The 18,940-nt window shown below is 67.9% G+C and carries 15 protein-coding genes, 1 tRNA gene and 1 pseudogene; 11 read left to right on the top strand and 6 right to left on the bottom strand.

What is annotated here, in order from left to right; translation table 11 throughout:
* Nucleotides 1–8 precede the first annotated feature (8 nt).
* Both AB0B66_RS24105 and AB0B66_RS24100 read left to right on the top strand, forming a co-directional pair.
* Nucleotides 9–1,439 (top strand): MFS transporter, encoded by a 1,431-nt coding sequence (locus AB0B66_RS24105; RefSeq protein ID WP_360533934.1) that lies wholly within the window; start codon nucleotides 9–11, stop codon nucleotides 1,437–1,439.
* A gap of 133 nt (nucleotides 1,440–1,572) precedes the next feature.
* Complete coding sequence (locus AB0B66_RS24100) at nucleotides 1,573–2,097, top strand: nuclear transport factor 2 family protein (RefSeq protein WP_360533931.1); 525 nt, start codon at nucleotides 1,573–1,575, stop codon at nucleotides 2,095–2,097.
* Nucleotides 2,098–2,204: 107 nt separating this feature from the next.
* On the opposite strand, the gene AB0B66_RS24095 is transcribed toward AB0B66_RS24100, so the two are convergent.
* The 3 genes from AB0B66_RS24095 to AB0B66_RS24085 all read right to left on the bottom strand — a co-directional run bounded on the left by AB0B66_RS24095 (nucleotide 2,205) and on the right by AB0B66_RS24085 (nucleotide 6,328).
* Entirely contained in the window at nucleotides 2,205–2,543 is a 339-nt protein-coding gene (locus AB0B66_RS24095) for a BBE domain-containing protein (protein WP_360533928.1), read from the bottom strand.
* A gap of 198 nt (nucleotides 2,544–2,741) precedes the next feature.
* A complete protein-coding gene (locus AB0B66_RS24090; protein ID WP_360533925.1) occupies nucleotides 2,742–3,863 on the bottom strand; it encodes an NAD(P)-dependent alcohol dehydrogenase in 1,122 nt (373 codons plus the stop codon).
* Between the two features lie 185 nt (nucleotides 3,864–4,048).
* The gene (locus AB0B66_RS24085; protein WP_360533922.1) at nucleotides 4,049–6,328 is read right to left on the bottom strand and encodes an LLM class flavin-dependent oxidoreductase; all 2,280 of its coding nucleotides are present in this window, start codon (nucleotides 6,326–6,328) and stop codon (nucleotides 4,049–4,051) included.
* A 387-nt stretch (nucleotides 6,329–6,715) separates the two neighbouring features.
* On the opposite strand from AB0B66_RS24085, the gene AB0B66_RS24080 reads away from it, so the two are divergent.
* From AB0B66_RS24080 to AB0B66_RS24055, 6 genes are all read left to right on the top strand, one after another.
* Complete coding sequence (locus AB0B66_RS24080; protein WP_360533919.1) at nucleotides 6,716–7,780, top strand: MBL fold metallo-hydrolase; 1,065 nt, start codon at nucleotides 6,716–6,718, stop codon at nucleotides 7,778–7,780.
* A gap of 205 nt (nucleotides 7,781–7,985) precedes the next feature.
* Nucleotides 7,986–9,347 carry an MFS transporter gene (locus tag AB0B66_RS24075; RefSeq protein ID WP_360533916.1) on the top strand — a complete coding sequence of 454 codons (1,362 nt, stop codon included), beginning with the start codon at nucleotides 7,986–7,988 and terminating at the stop codon, nucleotides 9,345–9,347.
* A 177-nt stretch (nucleotides 9,348–9,524) separates the two neighbouring features.
* Nucleotides 9,525–10,943: an aldehyde dehydrogenase family protein gene (locus AB0B66_RS24070; protein WP_360533913.1), complete on the top strand. Its 1,419-nt coding sequence runs from the start codon at nucleotides 9,525–9,527 to the stop codon at nucleotides 10,941–10,943.
* Nucleotides 10,944–11,181: 238 nt separating this feature from the next.
* Nucleotides 11,182–11,814 (top strand): TetR/AcrR family transcriptional regulator, encoded by a 633-nt coding sequence (locus AB0B66_RS24065; protein ID WP_360533910.1) that lies wholly within the window; start codon nucleotides 11,182–11,184, stop codon nucleotides 11,812–11,814.
* 515 nt (nucleotides 11,815–12,329) lie between these two features.
* Nucleotides 12,330–13,208 (top strand): pirin family protein, encoded by an 879-nt coding sequence (locus AB0B66_RS24060; protein ID WP_360533907.1) that lies wholly within the window; start codon nucleotides 12,330–12,332, stop codon nucleotides 13,206–13,208.
* 79 nt (nucleotides 13,209–13,287) lie between these two features.
* Nucleotides 13,288–13,863, top strand: coding sequence for a MarR family transcriptional regulator (locus AB0B66_RS24055; RefSeq protein ID WP_360533904.1), 576 nt, complete (start codon nucleotides 13,288–13,290; stop codon nucleotides 13,861–13,863).
* A 485-nt stretch (nucleotides 13,864–14,348) separates the two neighbouring features.
* On the opposite strand, the gene AB0B66_RS24050 is transcribed toward AB0B66_RS24055, so the two are convergent.
* Nucleotides 14,349–15,380: an aldo/keto reductase gene (locus AB0B66_RS24050; protein ID WP_360533901.1), complete on the bottom strand. Its 1,032-nt coding sequence runs from the start codon at nucleotides 15,378–15,380 to the stop codon at nucleotides 14,349–14,351.
* 117 nt (nucleotides 15,381–15,497) lie between these two features.
* On the opposite strand from AB0B66_RS24050, the gene AB0B66_RS24045 reads away from it, so the two are divergent.
* From AB0B66_RS24045 to AB0B66_RS24035, 3 genes and pseudogenes are all read left to right on the top strand, one after another.
* A complete protein-coding gene (locus tag AB0B66_RS24045) occupies nucleotides 15,498–16,148 on the top strand; it encodes a helix-turn-helix domain-containing protein (RefSeq protein WP_360533898.1) in 651 nt (216 codons plus the stop codon).
* Between the two features lie 266 nt (nucleotides 16,149–16,414).
* A pseudogene (locus tag AB0B66_RS24040) lies at nucleotides 16,415–16,912 on the top strand (transposase); the annotation flags it as partial.
* Nucleotides 16,819–17,172 (top strand): transposase, encoded by a 354-nt coding sequence (locus AB0B66_RS24035; protein ID WP_360533985.1) that lies wholly within the window; start codon nucleotides 16,819–16,821, stop codon nucleotides 17,170–17,172. The pseudogene AB0B66_RS24040 and the gene AB0B66_RS24035, both read left to right, overlap by 94 nt.
* Nucleotides 17,173–17,515: 343 nt before the next feature.
* On the opposite strand, the gene AB0B66_RS24030 is transcribed toward AB0B66_RS24035, so the two are convergent.
* Entirely contained in the window at nucleotides 17,516–18,139 is a 624-nt protein-coding gene (locus AB0B66_RS24030) for a hypothetical protein (RefSeq protein WP_360533895.1), read from the bottom strand.
* Between the two features lie 246 nt (nucleotides 18,140–18,385).
* Nucleotides 18,386–18,459 (bottom strand) — tRNA-Pro (locus tag AB0B66_RS24025).
* Between the last annotated feature and the right edge of the window lie 481 nt (nucleotides 18,460–18,940).

The raw sequence follows: 18,940 nt of genomic DNA, 5'->3' as shown, positions 1-18,940 counted from the left end.
GGCCTCACATGCCGACTCGTCTGGCACCTCGCACCACCAACCCGACGGCCATCCTGGCGGTCCTGCTGCTCGCCGTCCTGACGTTCACCATGTCTCAAGGACTGATCGGCCCGGTACTGCCCACGCTCCGGCAGGACGTGGACACCACCCCCACGATGATCACCTGGGTGATGACGGCTTTCCTGTTGTCGGCGTCGGTGTTCACTCCCATCGCCGGTCGCCTCGGCGACCGCTACGGCAAGGACCGTGCCGTAATCGCCTCGCTGATCGCGCTGGCCGTGGGCTCGGGGGTCTGCGCGGTGGCTACGGACGTAGAAGTCATGATCCTCGGCCGTATCATCCAGGGCATCTGTGGCGCAGTCCTGCCGCTGACCTACGGTGTCCTGCGTGACGCGTTCTCACCACGGCAGCTGCCCGGTGCCGTCAGCCTCGCCGCGGCCGTCGGCGGGGTAGGCGGCGGGGTCGGCGTCGTACTGGCCGGGCCGCTGTCCGTAGCCTTCGGCGTCCGGTCATTGTTCTGGATCCCCGCCCTGCTGGCCGCCGCAACCGCCGCACTCGCCGGCGTTGTCGTCCCACGGTCACCGGCCCGCGACTCCCGACCCGTCAGCTGGCTCACGACCGCACTGCTCGCGGCCTGGCTGATCGCGCTCCTCGTCCCGCTGACCCAGGCCTCCCGGTGGGGCTGGTCCTCCCCCGCTGTGATCACGCCCCTCGTCGCCGCGACGGCACTGGCCTGTGCATGGGTAGCGGCCGAGTCACGCTCGGCGCGGCCACTTGTCGACATGCGCATGATGCGAATTCCCGCGGTCTGGACCACCAACCTCGTCTCGCTGCTGTTCGGCTTCGGCCTGTTCGCCGTCACCGCCTTCCTGCCCACGTTCGTGCAGACACCGACAGCGGCCGGCTACGGTTTCGGTGCCGGCGTCACGCAGGCAGGACTCATGCTGCTGCCGATGAGCGTCACGACCCTGCTGGCCGGGCTCGCCTCCACGCAGCTGACCCGGTATCTCGGCTCCCGGACCACGCTCATGGGCGCCTGCACGCTGTATGTGGCTGCCTGCGTGCTGCTGGCCTTCGGCCACGAACACCGCTGGCAGATCTACCTGGCGGTCACGCTGCTGGGAGTCGCGCTGGGCGCCGGGTTCTCGACCATGTCCAACGTCATCGTCGCCACGGTCCGCCCCGACCAGACCAGCGTGGCCAACGGCATCACCGCCAACTTCGCCACCATCGGCGGGTCCATCGGCATCGCGCTGATGGCAGCGGTCGTCAGCGCCCAGCAGGCCGCCGACGGCACGTCCGCCGAGGCCGGCTACACCTACGGATTCGCCATGCTGGCCGTCGCCGGGCTCGCCGCGTTCGCGGTGACCACCGCGATGCCGCGTCGGCCGCAGGCTGCCAACGCCCCGCAGGCCCAGCACGCGGCCATCGGGGCCTGACCGCAACGCTGCTTGCAGCGGACCAGGAGAACCGACTCCGAGCCGAAGGGCCTGGATTTAGAATCTCCTGGTGCGAAGAGCCGATGCGACGCTCCGGCACGGCGAGCCGACCCACGGCGTCAGGGGGCCAGCCATGAAACCTCACCACCACCTGGGCAGTGCGATCGTCTTCTCGATGGTGGTCATCGCGGGCCCGGCGGCAGCCAGCGCGGCGCCGCCGTCCCAGACAGCGCGGGCCGCCTGCGTCGAGACGGACCGCGCCGCGGTCGCGGCTGCTTTCGACGCCTGGCAGCGCGGGACCGCGCCGATCACCGACGTTTTCGCGCCGGAGATGACCTGGCGGATCGAGGGACAGACGCTGGTGTCGCAGGAGTTCGGCAGCCGGCAGGAGTTCATCGACAAGGTGCTCGCCCCGTTCGGTGCGCGCATGAGCACCACCGAACCGTTCCGGCCGGTCCGAGTCCAGGCAGTGATCTGCGACGGCAACGACGTGGTCGTGCTCTGGGACGGGCGCGGCACGGCCAACGACGGCAAGCCATACGAGAACACCTACGCGTGGTTCCTGAAGATGAAGGACGGCAAGGTCGTCGACGGCACCGCGATGTTCGACAGCATCGCGTTCAACGACCTGTGGAACCGGGTGCAGCCCCGCGAGTAGTGATGCCCGAATGGCCGCTGTCTGGGCTCCGACTCCACGAGGTCGGAGCCCAGACAGCGGCCTGTTTGCCAGCGCCGGGCGCCGCTGTGTCCTGGCTGGGCGCGGCGTCAGACGGGGGCGATGTTGTGGTTGAGCCGGAAGAGGTTCTGAGGGTCGTACGTCTTCTTGAGTTCGACCAGCCGCCGGAAGGTCTCCGGGCGGTACCCGGCCGGTACGGCTTCGGCGTCGGCCGCGCTGAAGAAGTTCACGAAGCGCCGGCCACTGCTCCATGGCTGCAGCGCCGAGATCAGGCCGTCGAGGTGACGGCCGAACATCTCGGCCTGGTCGGGGCTGCCGAAGGCGACTCCGTAGAGCAGGTACGCCGAGCCGCGGGTGTCGATCGCGTTTCCCGACTCGGGCCGCCGGTCCAGGGCTCCCCCGAGGTGCCGGATCTCCAGCAGCACCATTGGGCTGTCGGTGTCCGGGCCCGCGAGCCCGACAACCGCGTCGACCGACTCGGGTGTGATCTCCCGCAGCAGCGTCGACCGGTCGTAAACGGAACCACCGGATGCGGGTGGCGGCTCCAGGCCGGTGCGGTCAGACCCCTCGCCGGCCGCACCGGCCTGCGGCTCTGACCAGGCAGGTTGATGGGATGCGTTGTCGGGTCAGGCTGCTTGCTGCGCATGGTTCGAGATCCGCAGGACGGGCTTGATGACCTGACCGCGCGCAGCCGCGGCGAAGGCCTCGTCGATGTCGTCGAAGTCGTAGAAGCGGACCAGCCGCTCGATGGGAAGGCGGCCCGCACGGTAGTGCTCGATGAGCCGGGGGATGAACTGATGCGGCAGCGCGTCGCCCTGGACGATGCCGCGCACCGACTTTCCCAGCGCGAGCGGCGCGGCGGGGATCATGGCGTCGCGCCCTCCCGCGACGAGTCCGGCCTGGCCCATCGGCCGTAGGGCGGCGACCGTGTTGGCGATCATGTCGGCGCGGCCGGTGGTGTCCAGGATGTAGGCGACGCCTGCCACGGTGATTTCCTGGATGGCCTTGGTCACGTCGAGGCCGCCGGCGTTGAGGGTGTGGGTGGCGCCGAGTTCGGCTGCCAGGGCAAGCCGCTGGTCGTTGACGTCGACCGCGATGATCGTCGCCGCTGCGGCGAGGTTGGCGGCCATCACAGCGCCGAGTCCGACGGCTCCGACACCGAGGATCGCGATGGTCTCGCCGGCAGGCATGGCGAAGGAGTTGAGCACGGCTCCGGCACCGGTCTGCAGGCCGCAGCCGAGCGGGCCGAGCAGTTCCAGCGGCAGGTCCTTGTCGACCTTGACGGTGTTGCGCTCGGTGGTCAGCGCGTATGTGGCGAATGAGGACTGGCCGAAGAAGTGGCCGAAGACCTTTTCGCTGTCGGTGCCTTCGGGGCGGTGCAGCCCCACGGTGCCATCGAGCCGGGTGCCGGCGAAGTTGGCCTGCCAGGCCTGGTCGCAGTACGACGGGTGCCCGGTACGGCACCGGTCGCAGCTCCCGCATGACTGGTATGACAGCACCACGTGGTCGCCGGGCCGTAGGTCGGCGACAGCCGGACCGACCCGCTCGACGACCCCGGCTCCTTCGTGTCCCAGCACAATCGGCTGCGGTGAGGGGATGTGTCCGTTGCGTACGTGCGCGTCAGTCTGGCAGATCCCGGTGGCGACGATCCGGACGAGCACTTCGTCGTCGCGGGGTTCATCGATGTCGAAATCGGTGAAGGTGAACGGCTTGTCGGGTCCCTGGGCTACAGCGGCTCGTGTGCGCATGGCGGCCCTTTCTTTCTGGTGATTTCTGGTGGGGTGAGGTCGGCGTGCGGTCTGCCTCAGATCAGCGCGGTGTCGTTCGGTTGACAATGGATTTGCGATCTCGCTCGGCGAACCAGTTCGTTGTCGTGCATAAAATGCTTAAAATGTTGTGCTCGACAACTAATATGTGCGACAGCACGCCTTGGTTAGACAGCTGTGTTTCCCTCAGCGGGCGGGATCGGGAAGTTGCGGTTGAAGACGTTGTCCGGGTCGTACTTGGCCTTGATGGCGCGCAGACGGCTCAGCGTGGGCTCCGGGAACGCGTCATGTAGCAGCCGTGCGTCGGTGCGCGTCTCGAAACTGAGGTACATGCCGTCCAGGTGCAAGGACAGGTCCTCCCAGTGCTTGTCGAGCTGCGCCACGTTCGCGGGTCCTGTCGCGGCGAGCACGGAGAAGTTCTGGGTGCGGTGCGCATAAGCGGTGGCGTCGCCGGCGATGTCGTTGACGGCGCCGCCGACGGTGCGGATCTGCATCACCGATACGTCGCCGGAGTGCATCATCGCGTGCATGCTGGCGGCAGCCTCGGCGGTGATGTGATGGAGCAGGCCGCTGCGTGTGTCCTCCAGCCCCTGCCCGTGATGGCGGTTGTGGGGCGGGGCGACCAGCGCGGCATAGGGCGCGAGGTGAGCCTGCTGGTCGATGATCCGGCCGATGTCCAGGAACGGCGTCAGCGCGGCCTGCGCCGCCTCGACGTCGTCGCCGGCATACACCAGCGTGATGCGGGCCATCGGACCGCGTGGACTCGCGAAGACCGACATGAAGCTGGTCAACTCGCGTGGGGCCGCCTCCACTGTGCTGCCCCAGCGCTGCAGCATCGCGGACATGTCCTTCGCATCGACGGCAAGTTGGGCGTAGACGACGTCGCCGAGTTCGTAGGCCTGCAGTTCCAGGGCCGTGACGACGCCGAAGTTGCCGCCCGCGCCGCGGATCGCCCAGAACAGGTCCGGGTGTTGGGTCGCGTCGGTGCGCAGGATGGCTCCGTCGGCGGTCACGATCTCGGCCGCCACGACGTGGTCGATGGTCAGTCCGTACTTGCGGGCGAGGTAGCCGACGCCGGCGGTGGTGCCCAGCCCGCCGACGCCGACATCGCCATAGTCGCCGGAGCTCATCGCCAGCCCGTGCGGCACCAGCGCGACGGCGACCTCGCCCCAGCGCGCGCCCGGTTCCAGGCGGATGAGCTTGCGGGGGCGGTCGAGCACCTGTACCCGGTTCATGCGGGACAGGTCGATGATGACGCCGCCGTCGTTGGTGGACCGGCCGCTGACGCCGTGCCCGCCACTGCGCACCGACAGCGTCACGCCCTGCCCGCGCACGTAGCGGACGGCTTCGGCGACCTCGGCGGCCGTACCCGGTCGCAGTACGAGCGCGGGTGAGCCGCGGCGGATGTAGCTGTGCCGTACCCGCTCGTAGTCCTTGTCGCCGGGCTCGACGGCGTGGGCGGCCAGCGCCGCCGGCAGGGCCTCGTAGTCGAGTCCGGGCAGCCGTCCGGCCAGCACGATCGCCGACCGGGCCGGGCCGGTGGGGGTGCCGGCCGACCTGCGCTCGGCTGCCACGGCCTCGCGCAGCGCCGGGGCGACTTCGTGGCCGAAGGCCTCGATCAGGCGGGGGTCGTCGCGGCCGACGATGAAGGTGCTGAAGCCTTCGTCGAGCACCATGGGCAGCAACTGCTCGACCCACTGGGCGGCGGGTCCCTGCAGGAAGCCGCGACTGGCGGCGGAGATGTCGACCTGGAACAGGTTGAGCAGCCGCCGGATCTGGCCCGGGTTGCGCCCGGCCTTGTCCGCGCCCTCGTCGATGAGCCGGTTCGCGGTGACTCGGTCGGGTTCGTTGAGGTATTCGAGAGTCGGCAGCCAGCCGTCAGCCACGGCGCCGGTCAGTTCGAGCATGCGGGGTTTGTAGGCGCCGAGCCAGATGCCGATGTCGTGGGCGGGTGCGGGGCCGCGCCGCATTCCCGGGACCTGATAGTGCTTGCCGTCGTATCGCAGGGGTGCGCGGGTTGCGGTGTCCCAGGCCTGGCGGAGGATGTCGATGGCCTCCCGCAGCGCGACGACCGCTTGGCCTGGGGTGAGCCGGCGGCCGGCCATGCCCTCGATGCCGTCCCACATCGCGCCGGCGCCTAGGCCGAGTTCGAACCTGCCCTGAGAGAGCAGGTCGAGGCTGGCCGTCGCACGGGCTAGTACCGCAGGCGGGCGCAGCGGCAGGTTCAAGACGTTGGCCGACACCCGCAGTCGCTGCGTACGGGCGGCGACCCAGCTCAGCAGTGTCCAGGTGTCGAGGAAGCCCGGGTTATAGGGGTGGTCCTGGAATGTCGCCAGGTCGAGGCCGGCCGCTTCGGTCAGCTCCGCCAGCGCGACGACCCGGTCCGGGTCGTCGGCGCCAGGCGTGATGAATGCACCGAAGAGCAGTTCATGTCCGTAATCGGGCATCGCCCGTCTCCTCATGTCAGTTGCCTGCGATCGAACAAGGCTAACGATCAAAATATCTTGCCACCAACTCGTATGCTGTACAACTTAATCGCCGACACCGCGTGAGACTCTCGGGCCCGCCTGGGCGGTCCACGCAGGCCGCGTGGCCATGCCACGTTTTCGCAGCTAGAGTGGTCGGACATGCTGTCCGACATAGTGTCCATGGTAGATCTGCTCGGAGTGGCAGCAAACCCCGCGCCCCCAGATGTGCCGTGTTCCACAATCGGTTGTGGTTCATAACGTTTGCTGCCTAGTTTGATTGTTGACCAAATCATTTGTGGGGACGCATATATGCGGGCTGGGCCCGGTCCGCGTGACGCGCACTCCACCACGCCGGAAGAAGGCACGATGGCAAGCAAGTACGGCGACTTCTACCCGAGCAAGTGGGGCTTCCAGAAGGCCGTGACGGAGGGCAACGCTCCGTCGCCGAAGCAGTTCATGCCCGAGTACCTCGACGACCCGTCGTTCTACGCCAAGGGCTACCACGCCGAGAACGTCGGCGACGGCGGCAACTTCTACTGGGTCACCAGTCCCGCCGGCTACGACGCGGGATTCGTGGTCACCGGTGACGGCGTGATCGTCATCGACGCCCCTCCCGGGCTCGGCGAGAACCTGCAGTCGGCGATCCGGTCAGTGACCAGGGAGCCGGTGACGCACCTGGTGTACAGCCACTGGCATTCCGATCACATCGGTGCGGCGTCGCAGTTCGGGCCCGACGTTAAGATCGTCGCGCATGACATCACCCGCGAGCTGCTGACCCGGTTCCCGGACAAGTACCGCCCCCTGCCGACCGAGACGTTCAGCACCGACGCCACGCTCGACGTGGGCGGCACCAAGCTGGAGCTGTCCTACAAGGGTGCCGACCACTGCCCGGGCAACATCTACATCTACGGCCCGGCGCAGAAGGTCCTCACGAAGATCGACATCGTGAGCCCGGGTTCGGTGGCGTTCGCGCATTGCGACGTGTCGGAGAACATCAGCGGGTACTACCAGGCCCACGACGACATCCTGGCCTACGACTTCAAGGCGCTGATCGGCGGTCACATCTCCCGCTGGGGCACCCGCCAGGACGTGGAGATCGTCCGGGAGTACTGGCACGACGTGCTCAACTACTCCCAGGAGGCGCTGTGGGAAATGAGCAACGCCGACGCCCTGCAGGGCTTCGTCGTCGGGCTCGGCCGGGAGAACCAGATGGTCGGCGCCGAGAATTGGCTCAACTCGATGGCCAACTACGTCACCGAGAAGACGCTCACCAAGACCACGTCCAACGGCCAGACCTGGCCTGAGCGGCTGGCCGGCGCAACGGTGTGGACCAAGTACCACGCCTGGACCGTCGTGGAGACCACCCGCACCGAGCGCACTCACCACGGCTACCAGACCGAGGGCAGCGGCGGCCCGGCCTACATCGCCTGAGCCCGCCGGCCCACTACGCCCATAACGCACGAGCGCACAACCCTTGGATGACCGCGGCTCGTGCCCGCCGCAACGCGGGCACGAGCCGCTGCATTCTTCCGCCCCGGGCTGGTCCTGCATACGCGCGGCCCGGTCCTTCGACTGCACAACCTGGTAGGCCCCTATGGCTTCACATCTGGCAACCCGTCCCCCGAACCCACGAGCCGTGCTGTCGGTCGTCATGCTGGCCGCTTTTGCGTTCGCACTGTTCCAGTCGCTGCTCAACCCGGTCCTGCCTGCACTGCAGGAGAACCTGCAGACGACGCCGACCCTGGTCGCGTGGACCATGACCGCGTTCCTGCTGTCGGCCTCTGTCGCCACCCCCGTACTCGGTCGCCTCGGCGACCGCCACGGCAAGGACCGCGTCCTGGTCGCCTCGCTGCTCGCCCTGGCCGTGGGTTCGGTGATCTCCGCTCTGGCGCCCGGCATCGGCCTGATGATCGTCGGCCGTGTCGTGCAGGGCGTCGGCGGTGGCGTGCTGCCCTTGGTGTTCGGCATCATCCGCGACGAGATCGCGCCGTCGAAGGTGCCAGCCGCAATCGGCACTGCCTCGGCGCTGACCGCCGTGGGCGGCGGGGCCGGCATCGTGCTGGCCGGGCCGCTGACCGACCTGTTCGGTATCCGGTCGCTGTTCTGGATCCCCGCGGCACTGGCACTGGCCACCGCTGCCGCGGCGGTCACGGCCGTGCCGCCGTCGCGATCACGCAATCCCGTTCCGGTCAGCTGGTCGGCCACCCTCCTGCTCGCGACATGGCTGGTCGCCCTGCTCGTGCCGCTGTCCCAGGCGAGCAGGTGGGGCTGGACCTCCGCGGCAGTGCTGGTCCCGCTTACGGCCGCGGCCCTGCTGGCCTGCATATGGGTCCGGATGGAGAGCCGCTCGGCCCGACCGCTGGTCGACATGACGATGATGCGGGACACCGCCGTCTGGACTACCAACATCGTCTCGCTGCTGTTCGGAATCGGACTGTTCGCCGTCATGACTTTCCTGCCCGTATTTCTGCAGACCCCGCCCAGTGCCGGCTACGGCTTCGGCGTCTCCGTGACGCAGGCGGGTCTGCTTCTGGCGCCGATGACCATCACCATGTTCGGTGCCGGGCTGGTCGCATCGCCTCTGGAACACCGGCTCGGGGCCCGGGCCGTACTGGTCGCGGCGTCAGCGATCAACGTCGCCGCGATGGCGATGCTCGCGTTCGGGCACGACAGCCGATGGCAGGTACTGGCGTCGCTGGTGCTGCTCGGCATCGCGATCGGCATCGGATTCTCGACCATGTCGAACGTCATCGTGGCCGCGGTCCGGCCCGAGCAGACCGGTGTCGCCAACGGCGTGACCGCGAACCTGCGCACCGTCGGCGGCTCGCTGGGCGTCGCGGCGATGACAGCGATCCTCGGCTCCCACAGCGCGGCCGACGGCCTGCCTGCCGAATCGGGATACACCTACAGTTTCGCCGCGCTGGCACTGGCAGGCGTCGCTGCCATCGTCGTCGCGGTCCGGCTACCAGCCCGATCGGCCCAACACCGAGAGCGCTGAGAATCTCCCGCCCGGCACAGATTGTGTTGATCACAACATGTGTTGAACTACAACTCATATTTGATACAGACTTATTGTGAGGCAACGGGATTGCCTGTGACGGCACCACCCGATGCATCAGACCGCCACCTCAACTACGCAGTGACGGCCACGAACGAACGAAACGGAGCACCAAACGTGCGCACCATCGACAAGATCTACATTGACGGAAAGTTCGTCACACCCCACGGAACCGAGGTGACGCCCCTGCACAACCCCACTACCGAGCAGGTCATCGGTCAGGTACGCCTGGGCGACGAGACCGACGCCCGGGCAGCGGTCGCCGCGGCCAAGCGCGCCTTCCCCTCCTTCGCCAAGACCACCCGGCAGGAACGCCAGGCCATCCTGCGCCGAGTGAGCGCCGCGCTCACCGATCACCTGGACGAGCTGAGAAAAGCCATGATCGAGGAGTACGGCGCGACCTGGAATCTCGTCGAGGCCGGCATGCCCCGAGCTGCGGAGATGTTCGACGAAGCCGCAGACGTTCTCGACACGTTCGAGTTCAGCAAGTCTGACGGCAAGACCACCGTGACCCTGGAACCGGTCGGCGTGACCGCGGCGATCACCCCGTGGAACTACAGCATCGTGTTCGTGGCACAGAAGGTTGCCAGCGCTCTCGCCGCCGGTTGCACCGTCGTCGTCAAACCCAGCGAGCTCAGCGCCATCCAGACCCAGGTCATGACCGAGTGCTTCGACGCCGCCGGCATCCCGCCCGGCGTGGTCAACATCGTCACCGGGCGCGGCGACGTCGTCGGTGAGGTCCTGACCACCCACCCCGACGTCGCGAAGGTCGGATTCACCGGCTCCACGGCAGTGGGGCAGCACATCATGCGCAACGCCGCCGCGACCATGAAACGCCTGACGCTCGAACTCGGCGGCAAGAGCCCCAGTATCGTGCTCGACGACGCCGACATCCCCGCCGCGATCGCCGCCGCGCTGACCGTCGGATTCATGAACAATGGCCAGGCCTGCTTCGCCGGCACCCGCATCCTCGCCCCGCACAGCAGGCACGACGAGGTGGTCGAAGCGATCAAGACCACCGTGGCCACGCTGCAGGTAGGCGACCCCTCCGATGCGTCCACCGCTATCGGCCCCTTGGTCAACCAGAAGCAGTTCGACCGCGTGCAGAGCTACATCCGCCTCGGTCAGGAGGAAGGCGCGACCCTGCTCACCGGCGGCGAGGGCCGACCCGACGACCTGACAGCGGGATGGTTCGTCAAGCCCACCGTCTTCACCGGCGTCACCAACCAGATGCGCATCGCCCGCGAGGAGATCTTCGGACCCGTCCTGGTCGTCATCGGATACCACGACGAGCAGGAGGCCATCAGCATCGCCAACGACACCCCATACGGTCTGCAAGCCTATGTCTTCTCCACCGACCACGATCGTGCCCAGCGGGTGGCCCGGCAGATCGAAGCAGGCACCGTTCTGATCAATCGCGTGTTCGGCGACCACGCCGCCCCCTTCGGCGGTGTCAAACAGTCCGGCATCGGCCGCGAGCACGGTGCTTACGGACTCGCGGGCTACCTCGAGCCACGCGCCGTCACCACCGCCTGACCGCCGGGCCACCTCCAAGGGTGCTTCGGGGCACCGGTTCCAGCGGCGGCGGCCGCACGCGGCTGCCCGCTGGACTCTGACAACGTCGCTTCCGAAGGCGACACAAAGCGGGTCCGCTGTCGTCGCATGAAGCCCGACAGCGGACCCCGCAGGCCGCATCAGCGGACCAGTCCGGACGCCGTGGCAGACACGTGGCGGGACGCCCGATCAGCCACGTCGCAGAATCTGAGGTCACCGCATGCCGTCCATCACCCGCTCCAGGTCCGGCTCCACCGAACGCCGCCGGGCAGTCGAGGAACAGATCCTCGACACCGCCAGTCGACTGCTCGCCGAAGGCACCTCCTTCACAGCGCTCGGTGTGCAGCACATCGCCTCTCAGGCCGGCATCGCCCGCTCGACGTTCTACCTGTACTTCGCCGACAAGACAGAGCTGTTGATCCGCCTGGCGGACAGCTTGAACGCGACGTCGTTCGACATCGCCTCCACCTGGCACCCCGCCAACGGACTCGAACGTCTGGCCGGCACCTTCGCCGACGTCGTCGCCAACTACCGCGCCCAGTCGGCGCTGCTCGCCGCGATCCATGAGGCTTCGGCCTATGACCGGTCGATCCGGGAGTTCTGGAACACCCGACTCGAACCGTTCCGCGACAACGCCCGAAAGCTCATCGCCTCCGAACAGAAGGCGAACCGAACCCCGCCCGGCATCGACCCCGACGCGGCCGCCCGGATCATGGTCGACGGCGGCGACGGGTTCCTGCTGCGCCACGTCGGCGGCACCGACAGCACCGCCGACAACACAGCAGCCTGGCAACTCGCCACCACCTGGTGGTACGGCATCTTCCGCCGCCCTACAAGACCCGCCAGGCCATGAACCTGTCACCCGAGCCAACGGGTGACCCAGCGCCCTCGCAGTCCTCGATGCCTACGAGGAAACACCGTGCGCTGATTCCCATACCGCGATTGACATCAATCACGCGCCGCCTGTGTCCGCAAGTATGGCCTGCTCAAGCAAACAATGCTAGCTTCGGACACTCCGTCGGACACACCGTCCGACACTATGTCGGGGAGCCAGTCCATGAACCACGCAAAAGACGCTTTCATCAACGCCATCGCTCAAGCCACGCGCCGTCGGCGCACCCGCGGCCGACACCGCCGTCCGTCCGACCACGGTTGGCTGACGCAGGCGCTCAGGCTCGACACATGGAGGGCAAATCACTGAACTCAGCCTGTCGACCTGCTTCGATGTCACCCCACGCAGGCCTCGAGTCCGCGATCTGAATCTTCCCCATGACTCAGATCGCGGACTCGTTAAACAAAGTTGGCAGATCCCTCAACGCCAGCAACAGACTCCCCCGCAATTACCCAACGGACAGATAGGCAACGACGATGACCGACCACACCCCGCAGACCACCAGGCGCGTCGATCGCGTCCGCGACCGCATCGCCATCGGCCCCAACGCGCAGTCCGACGACAGGATGATCATCATCACGCCGAACCGACCCGCGCTGACCGACCCGTTCCTGATCATGGGCGAGGAGAAGTTCAGCAGGCCCGGATTCGACTGGCATCCGCACCGGGGCATGGAAACCGTCACTCTCGTCCTGGACGGACTGCTCGAACACGGCGACAGCAAAGGCAACGCCGGGTTACTCGAACCCGGTGACGTGCAGTGGATGACGGCCGGCCACGGCATCATCCACCGCGAGGTCGCCGCCCGGCACGAGTACGCCCACATCATCCAGCTATGGCTCAACCTGCCCGCCGCCCGCAAGCTGACCCCCAGCCGCTACCAGGACCTACGCGCCGACAACCACGCGGTGCACACACGACCGGGCGTGACCGTCCAGGTGATCTCCGGCCACGACGGCACCGTCACCGGCCCCGCACGCAACCACTGGCCGGTGCTCGGTCTGCTGCTCACCCTCGACCCGAAGATCGCGTACCAGCAGGTGCTTCCCGCCGACGAGCGCGCTTTTGCCTACGTCGTCTCTGGTCGCACCACCATCGACGGCCGACCCGTGCGCACCGGCCAGATCGCCTGGTCCGACCCAGTCGCAGGGCTTGACGAGCCGACCACGCTCGACTTCTCGAATCCCGACGCCGAACAACCCGTCAAGATCCTGCTGTTCTCCGGACGGCCGATCGGAGAGCCGGTCGTCGCCGCCGGACCATTCGTCATGAACACCCGAGCCGAGATCGAGCAGGCCCACCGCGCCTTTCGCAACGGCGCCTTCGGAACCATCCCGCGAAATGGCTCGTACTGAACAGACACACGACGCCGCGCACATCTTTTGCCGAACCAATCGATTTCTCGATCAACACAACAGCTGGTACGTTGGTTACATGTCCGCTGACACGAACGTATCCGTGCAGCCGGGCGACCGTCAGCGGGGCGTGAACTTCGGGTGGTCGCTCGGAATGGTGCTGCGCCGCTGGCAAGAATACGTCGAAGAGGAACTGAAAGATCTCCCGCACGGCAGCCGGGGCTACCACATCCTGGCCGTCGTCGTGCACGAGGACGTACCCACCCAAGGCGCTCTGGCAAGCCGGCTGGTGATCGACCGCAGCGTCCTGACGTACGTGATCGACGACCTCGAAAATGCGGGGCTGATCGAGCGGCAGCTCGACCCGCGCGACCGGCGCGCCCGCCGGATCGTGGCCACCGAGCGCGGACGACAAGTACTGGCCGCAGCCGAACAGCGCGTCGCACACGCCGAAGACCACGTGCTGCGCGGCCTGCCGCAGGACCAGCGGGCGGTGTTCCGGGATGCCGCAGAAAGCGCCGCCGAGGCCATCGCCAGCATGTCTCCCGGCACGGATCCCTGCCTGGCCGTCGGTAGCGTGCTCGAGGAAACGCCCCAAACCGACGATCACAAAACCCGAAACCGGCCGACGGGCAGTGACACCCCAGCCCGGTAGGTCCAGTACCTCGAGGCAGCCGCAGTCTGCGCCGTTCCGTCGAAGCCATGGACAATCGCAGCGACGTTCGCGACTTCCTCACTACTCTGCGCGGGCACCTGTCCCCGGTCCGGGCCAGAGTGCGGTTTCTCCTAGCGCAGGCGACCAGGTCTGACGCCTCAGGTGCGAACAGGTCGCCATGCCCCCGAGATGAGAACCGACTACTACAGCCGTCAGCGCGCCGCTGCGCGACACCGCCGCGGCAATCTCCGGGGTCGCGGTATCCTTTGCCGCCCTCTTCCGGACATGCCCTGCAGCGCTGGCTGCCGACAAAAGCGCGCAAGGTGTAGTCGCCAGCACCGATCTGGGCCACCACCTGCACCCCGTACCGACGCATTCCAGGGCGACACGACCACCGACCGGCCGCCGACAATCTAAGGCCCAGGTTGACCACCGCGTGGTCAACCTGGGCCGTGTGAAACTCACCGCTGAACGACTCGGCGGGCTCAGCTGGCAGGTTGCCGAGCACCGGCGAACATCTGCTGGATCCAGCCCGGATACAGCGCCGGCGGTGCCGACACCCGGTTCAGGTCGGCGAGATCCTGCTCGGTTAGGACCAGGCCGCTGGCCGCGGCGTTGTCGACGAGCTGCTCGACCCGCCGGGCACCCACAATGACGCTGGTCACCGCTGGTTGTACCAACAGCCACGCCAGCGCCACGCGGGCCACGCTGACGCCGTGGCGGGCGGCGACGACACGCAGGACGTCCAACACGTCGTGGCCGTGCTCACGGTCCACGGGCGGGAAGTCCGGGTAGTCGGCCGTGGCGCGCCTGGTGCCGGGCTCGGCCGCGCCGTCGCGGTGCAGCTTGCCGCTGAGGAAACCGCCTGCCAGCGGGCTCCATACGGTCAGCCCGATCCCTTCGGCCTGGGCCATCGGCACCAGCTCGTGCTCGGCGTCACGGCCGACCAGGGAGTAGTAGGCCTGCACCGCGGCGAACGCGGGCAGTCCGTGCCGCGCCGACACGCCCAGTGCCCGGCTGATCTGCCAGGCCGCGAGGTTCGCGCACCCGATGTAGCGGACCTTGCCCTGGCGTACGGCGTCGCCGAGCGCCGCCAGCACCTCCTCGAACGGGGTCAGCGGGTCGAAGTTGTGCAGCTGATAGAGGTCGATGTGATCGGTGCCCAGGCGGCGCAGGCTGGCCTCCAGCGCCCGCATCACGTGCAGCCGCGACCAGCCCGCGTCGTTGGGCCCGGGCCCGGTCGGCGCGTGCACCTTCGTGGCCAGCACGACCTCGTCGCGCCGAGCGCCCAGCGCCTGCCCGAGCAGCTGCTCGCTCTCGCCGTCGGCATAGACGTCGGCGGTGTCGATGAAGTTGATCCCGGCGTCGAGCGCGGTTCCCACGATCCGGTCGACCTCGGCCCGCCCCAGCCCGCCGAGCGGGCCGTAGACGGGGTGGTCGGCGCCACCGAAGGTCATCGTGCCCAGAGAGATCTCCGACACCCAGACTCCGGTGCGGCCCAGCAGGCGGTATTTCACGGCATTCCCTTTCGTGATCGCGAGAGGTCACGATCGTAAGACACTTCGTCGGACACTGTGTCCGACAACCAGCGTAGCGCGTCCCGCGCCGCACGCCACCTCGCCTAAGATCCAGCTATGCCGTCCATCACCAGGCGCCGCTCCGACGCGGCCGACCGCCGCGGCGGTGTCGAGACCCAGATCCTCGACACGGTCGCACGCCTGCTCGCCGAGGGCGCCGGATACACCGAACTCGGCGTACAGCGCATCGCCGCCGAATCCGGGGTCGCGCGCTCGACGTTCTACCTCTACTTCGCCGACAAGACCCAGTTGCTGCTGCGGCTGGCCGCCTCGATGAGCCAGACCTCGTTCGGCATCACCGCCGCCTGGCGGCCCGAAGCCGGCGTCGAAGCCCTCACCGCGACGTTCGCCGAGGTCATCGCGACCTACCGCGCCAATGCCGCACTACTGACCGCGGTGCAGGAGACCTCGGCGTACGACCCGGCCGTGCGCGACTTCTGGAACGGCAGGCTCGAGGCGTTCCGCGACAACACCCGGCAGCTCATCGCCGCCGAGCAGGCCGCCGGGCGCACCCGGGCCGACATCGACCCCGCGGTCGCCGCCCACCTCATGATCGACGGCGGCGACCGCTTCCTGCTGCACCATGTCACCACCGACGACGGCAGCCGCGACGCCGCGGCCGCCCGGGAACTCGCCGACACCTGGTGGTACGGCATCTTCCGCCGCCCCGCTCAGACCGAGCTCCGGCGCAGGCCCGCCAAAGGCTGACAGCACCATCGGGACCGCCCCGGTCACTATCAAAGCGCTGGGCCCGTGAGCCGTCCGAATGGCTGCGACGTCCTGGTGCCCCAACCAACCCGCCAGAAACCCAGGGGGATCTCGAGCTGGCTGCTTAGGACGGCGACAACTTGACGGTATGGCCTTAGCTTTCCCTTTAACGTGAGCTGGGCTTTTGCCCCTCGCGACGGGGAATGACAGATGCGGCCATCGCGGTGATGTTCGAGTAAAGCTTCCCCGCTTACTCGGAGGCCGCGATGGCCGCTACCAGCAGTATCACCCTGCCCCGTGTCGGTGACCAGGGTGAACTTCGCAGGTTCCGTAACGACGTCTACGACTGCTTCACCCGTTGGCCCGACGCCCTGTTCGAACTCCTCGACGCGGTCAGCCGCCCGGTCACGGTCACCTCGCTCGCGCATCTGACACTGGCCGACGGTGCGATGCGCGGGCACGGCAGCGCCTATGCGGCACTGGCCGACGGCGCGATCGACACCGACCAGCTTCGTGAGGCCCTCGCGGCGGCCCGGCCGGCCGGCTGGCGTCCCGACTTCGCGGTCGACGCCACCACCTGGGCCCGCTGCGATGCCGAGTGCTCACCAGGCCGCGGCTGCTACTACCACCCGTCGCGCCATTCGGCTGGCAAGCCGATCGTGGCCGGCTGGTGCTACTCCTGGCTGGTAGGACTCAGCCCTCACCCAGACTCTTGGACCGCGCCCTTGGACGCGGTGCGCGTGCAGGTCGGCGACAACACCAGCGCAGTCGCCGTCGCTCAGATCCGTGCGCTGCTACCGAGCCTGGACCCGCACGGGCCGGCACCCCTCGTCGCGTTCGATGGCAGCTCTACACCCGCCGCGGCGCCCTCGTCGAACCCGGCTTCGCCCAGCTGTTCCAACGGTTCGGCCGCCGTCTGCACCACCGCGGCACCGCCGCCGTCGATACCGAGATCAAACTCCTCGCCACCGTCCACAACCTGAACAAGATCTTCCGCCACGACGCCCGGCAGCGGATCTCTTGACAGCTGATGATCGAAAGTTGTGCGACAGCCTCATCGGCACACCAGCGACCTGGCCGAAACATAACCGACCCGGCCGAGGCAGGGCAAAGGGCCGGACATCGACACCTGCGGTCCGATATCCGGCCCTGAAGAAGGCAACCGTCAAGCCCCTGAACTGATGAAACGCTCCTCAAACGGAAAGCTAAGAGTGGCCTCTGGTCCACTGGTCCAGAGGTCATGACCGCGTGCCGCTGATGGCATGGACCACCTCATGAACAAGGGCCCTGACCGGCTTCCGCTGGTCAAGGCCCTTGTTCATGCTGTCCGGCTGGCCGCACTGGAACTGGTTCCCTGGTGGGCCGCGCTATTGGCCGACGCCAGTACCGACGACGCCAGAAGCGTGGGAGACAGGGCGGATCCTCAGGCGCAACGCGAAGTCGTGCAGATGAAGACCTGGGCGATCGAGCGCCCACGCCTTCGCGGTCTCCCCAATCCGGTATCGCCTCAGGGGCTTGCCGGTGGCGCTTTCGACGTGCGGCGACGTGACCGCCTGCAATGCCTTCCAGGCCGCGTCAGCCAGGGCGACGAAGTCCCGCCGCACGCAGTCAGCTTCGTCCTCGGGGAACCATTTGAACGCCAGCCGACCCGGTGACAGCCCTTCGGGCCGTTCGGCCGTCGCCCGAAACCGCCCGCCGGTAGCGGCGAGTACAGCCTCGTCTGTGGTCACCACAGAGGTGTACACGTATTGGATTTGGGGTCCGACGGTGCCGCCGTCACGGCCGAACAGGCGCAGGAACGTCTGGGTCCGGTCGTGGCGCATTGCCGCCGGCAACGAGTCGTGCAGCGTGATGGTCCGTGCCCGCTGGTCGTGGGTCTCCCACTGGCCGAGGCCGACGATCGCGGGCGCTAACGCCTCGTCGAACGCTGCCTCATCCTCGGGCAGCATGAAGGTGCTGATCTGCTTGGAACGCGACCCCGCTTCGAACACTCGGCCACGATCGCAGAAGTCCCGGCGCTCCGGCAGCTAGGAGCCCGCGGACCTCATGCGTCGCCAGCCCCGGCATAGCAGCAGACGCAGCGCAGCCGGAAGCCCAAAACGTGTCCCGCAGCGTGTCGCTGGTCCCCAACTGGTCCCCCAGCGATCTTGACGACTGGCGGAAGCCGCACATGACCACCAATAGAACAAGGGCCTTGACCAGCAGAAATGCCGGTCAAGGCCCTTGTCTTCGCACCGTCGGGCTGGCCGGATTCGAACCGACGACCCCTTGACCCCCAGTCAAGTGCGCTACCAAGCTGCGCTACAGCCCGTTGCCGAGATGATCTCTCACCGCGGCAGCCCGTACAGCGTAGCGCACTCTGACGACGACTCCGCACACGGCCCCCGTGTCCGTTTCATGCCGGTTCTACAGGGTGATTCAGCCCGCTTTGTCCGGAGCATCCTAGGAACCTGCCTCACCGGCGCCACCAGAAGGGCACCGACTCCGGCCGTAGCGCCGGAAGCGCCCTTTCCCCGAGTACAACGGCCGACAGGCCCCACAAACCATGATCAGCGCCGTTCGGCGCTCTTCAGCGCTGTTCGGCATCTGTTCAGGGAGCGGCTCTGCTCCCATTTTTGCTCCCCGCTCCCCCGACACCCCGTCGACGCGGACGACCGAGGGGCGCCGGTCGGCCGGATGGACCTGGACGTGAAAGGTGCCGGACCGCCCCCCCGGGCGGGCCCCGTGACCGGGGGGGGGGGGGGTGGGGACTCAGGGGGGGCAGGGCCCCGGCGGGGGGGCGCGGGGGGCCG

The organism is Catellatospora sp. NPDC049111, assembly GCF_040648615.1.
GTDB lineage: Bacteria > Actinomycetota > Actinomycetes > Mycobacteriales > Micromonosporaceae > Catellatospora > Catellatospora aurea.
Note: the sequence above shows the minus strand (reverse complement) of the source record. Positions and strands in the feature narration are given on the sequence as shown.

Bases quoted from the DNA above. Each gene is read 5' to 3' on its own strand.
- AB0B66_RS24095 (WP_360533928.1), bottom strand. From the start codon at position 2,543: ATGGTGCTGCTGGAGATCCGGCACCTCGGGGGAGCCCTGGACCGGCGG.
- AB0B66_RS24045 (WP_360533898.1), top strand. From the start codon at position 15,498: ATGCCGTCCATCACCAGGCGCCGCTCCGACGCGGCCGACCGCCGCGGC.
- AB0B66_RS24055 (WP_360533904.1), top strand. From the start codon at position 13,288: ATGTCCGCTGACACGAACGTATCCGTGCAGCCGGGCGACCGTCAGCGG.
- AB0B66_RS24090 (WP_360533925.1), bottom strand. From the start codon at position 3,863: ATGCGCACACGAGCCGCTGTAGCCCAGGGACCCGACAAGCCGTTCACC.
- AB0B66_RS24065 (WP_360533910.1), top strand. From the start codon at position 11,182: ATGCCGTCCATCACCCGCTCCAGGTCCGGCTCCACCGAACGCCGCCGG.
- AB0B66_RS24085 (WP_360533922.1), bottom strand. From the start codon at position 6,328: ATGCCCGATTACGGACATGAACTGCTCTTCGGTGCATTCATCACGCCT.
- AB0B66_RS24080 (WP_360533919.1), top strand. From the start codon at position 6,716: ATGGCAAGCAAGTACGGCGACTTCTACCCGAGCAAGTGGGGCTTCCAG.
- AB0B66_RS24060 (WP_360533907.1), top strand. From the start codon at position 12,330: ATGACCGACCACACCCCGCAGACCACCAGGCGCGTCGATCGCGTCCGC.
- AB0B66_RS24100 (WP_360533931.1), top strand. From the start codon at position 1,573: ATGAAACCTCACCACCACCTGGGCAGTGCGATCGTCTTCTCGATGGTG.
- AB0B66_RS24105 (WP_360533934.1), top strand. From the start codon at position 9: ATGCCGACTCGTCTGGCACCTCGCACCACCAACCCGACGGCCATCCTG.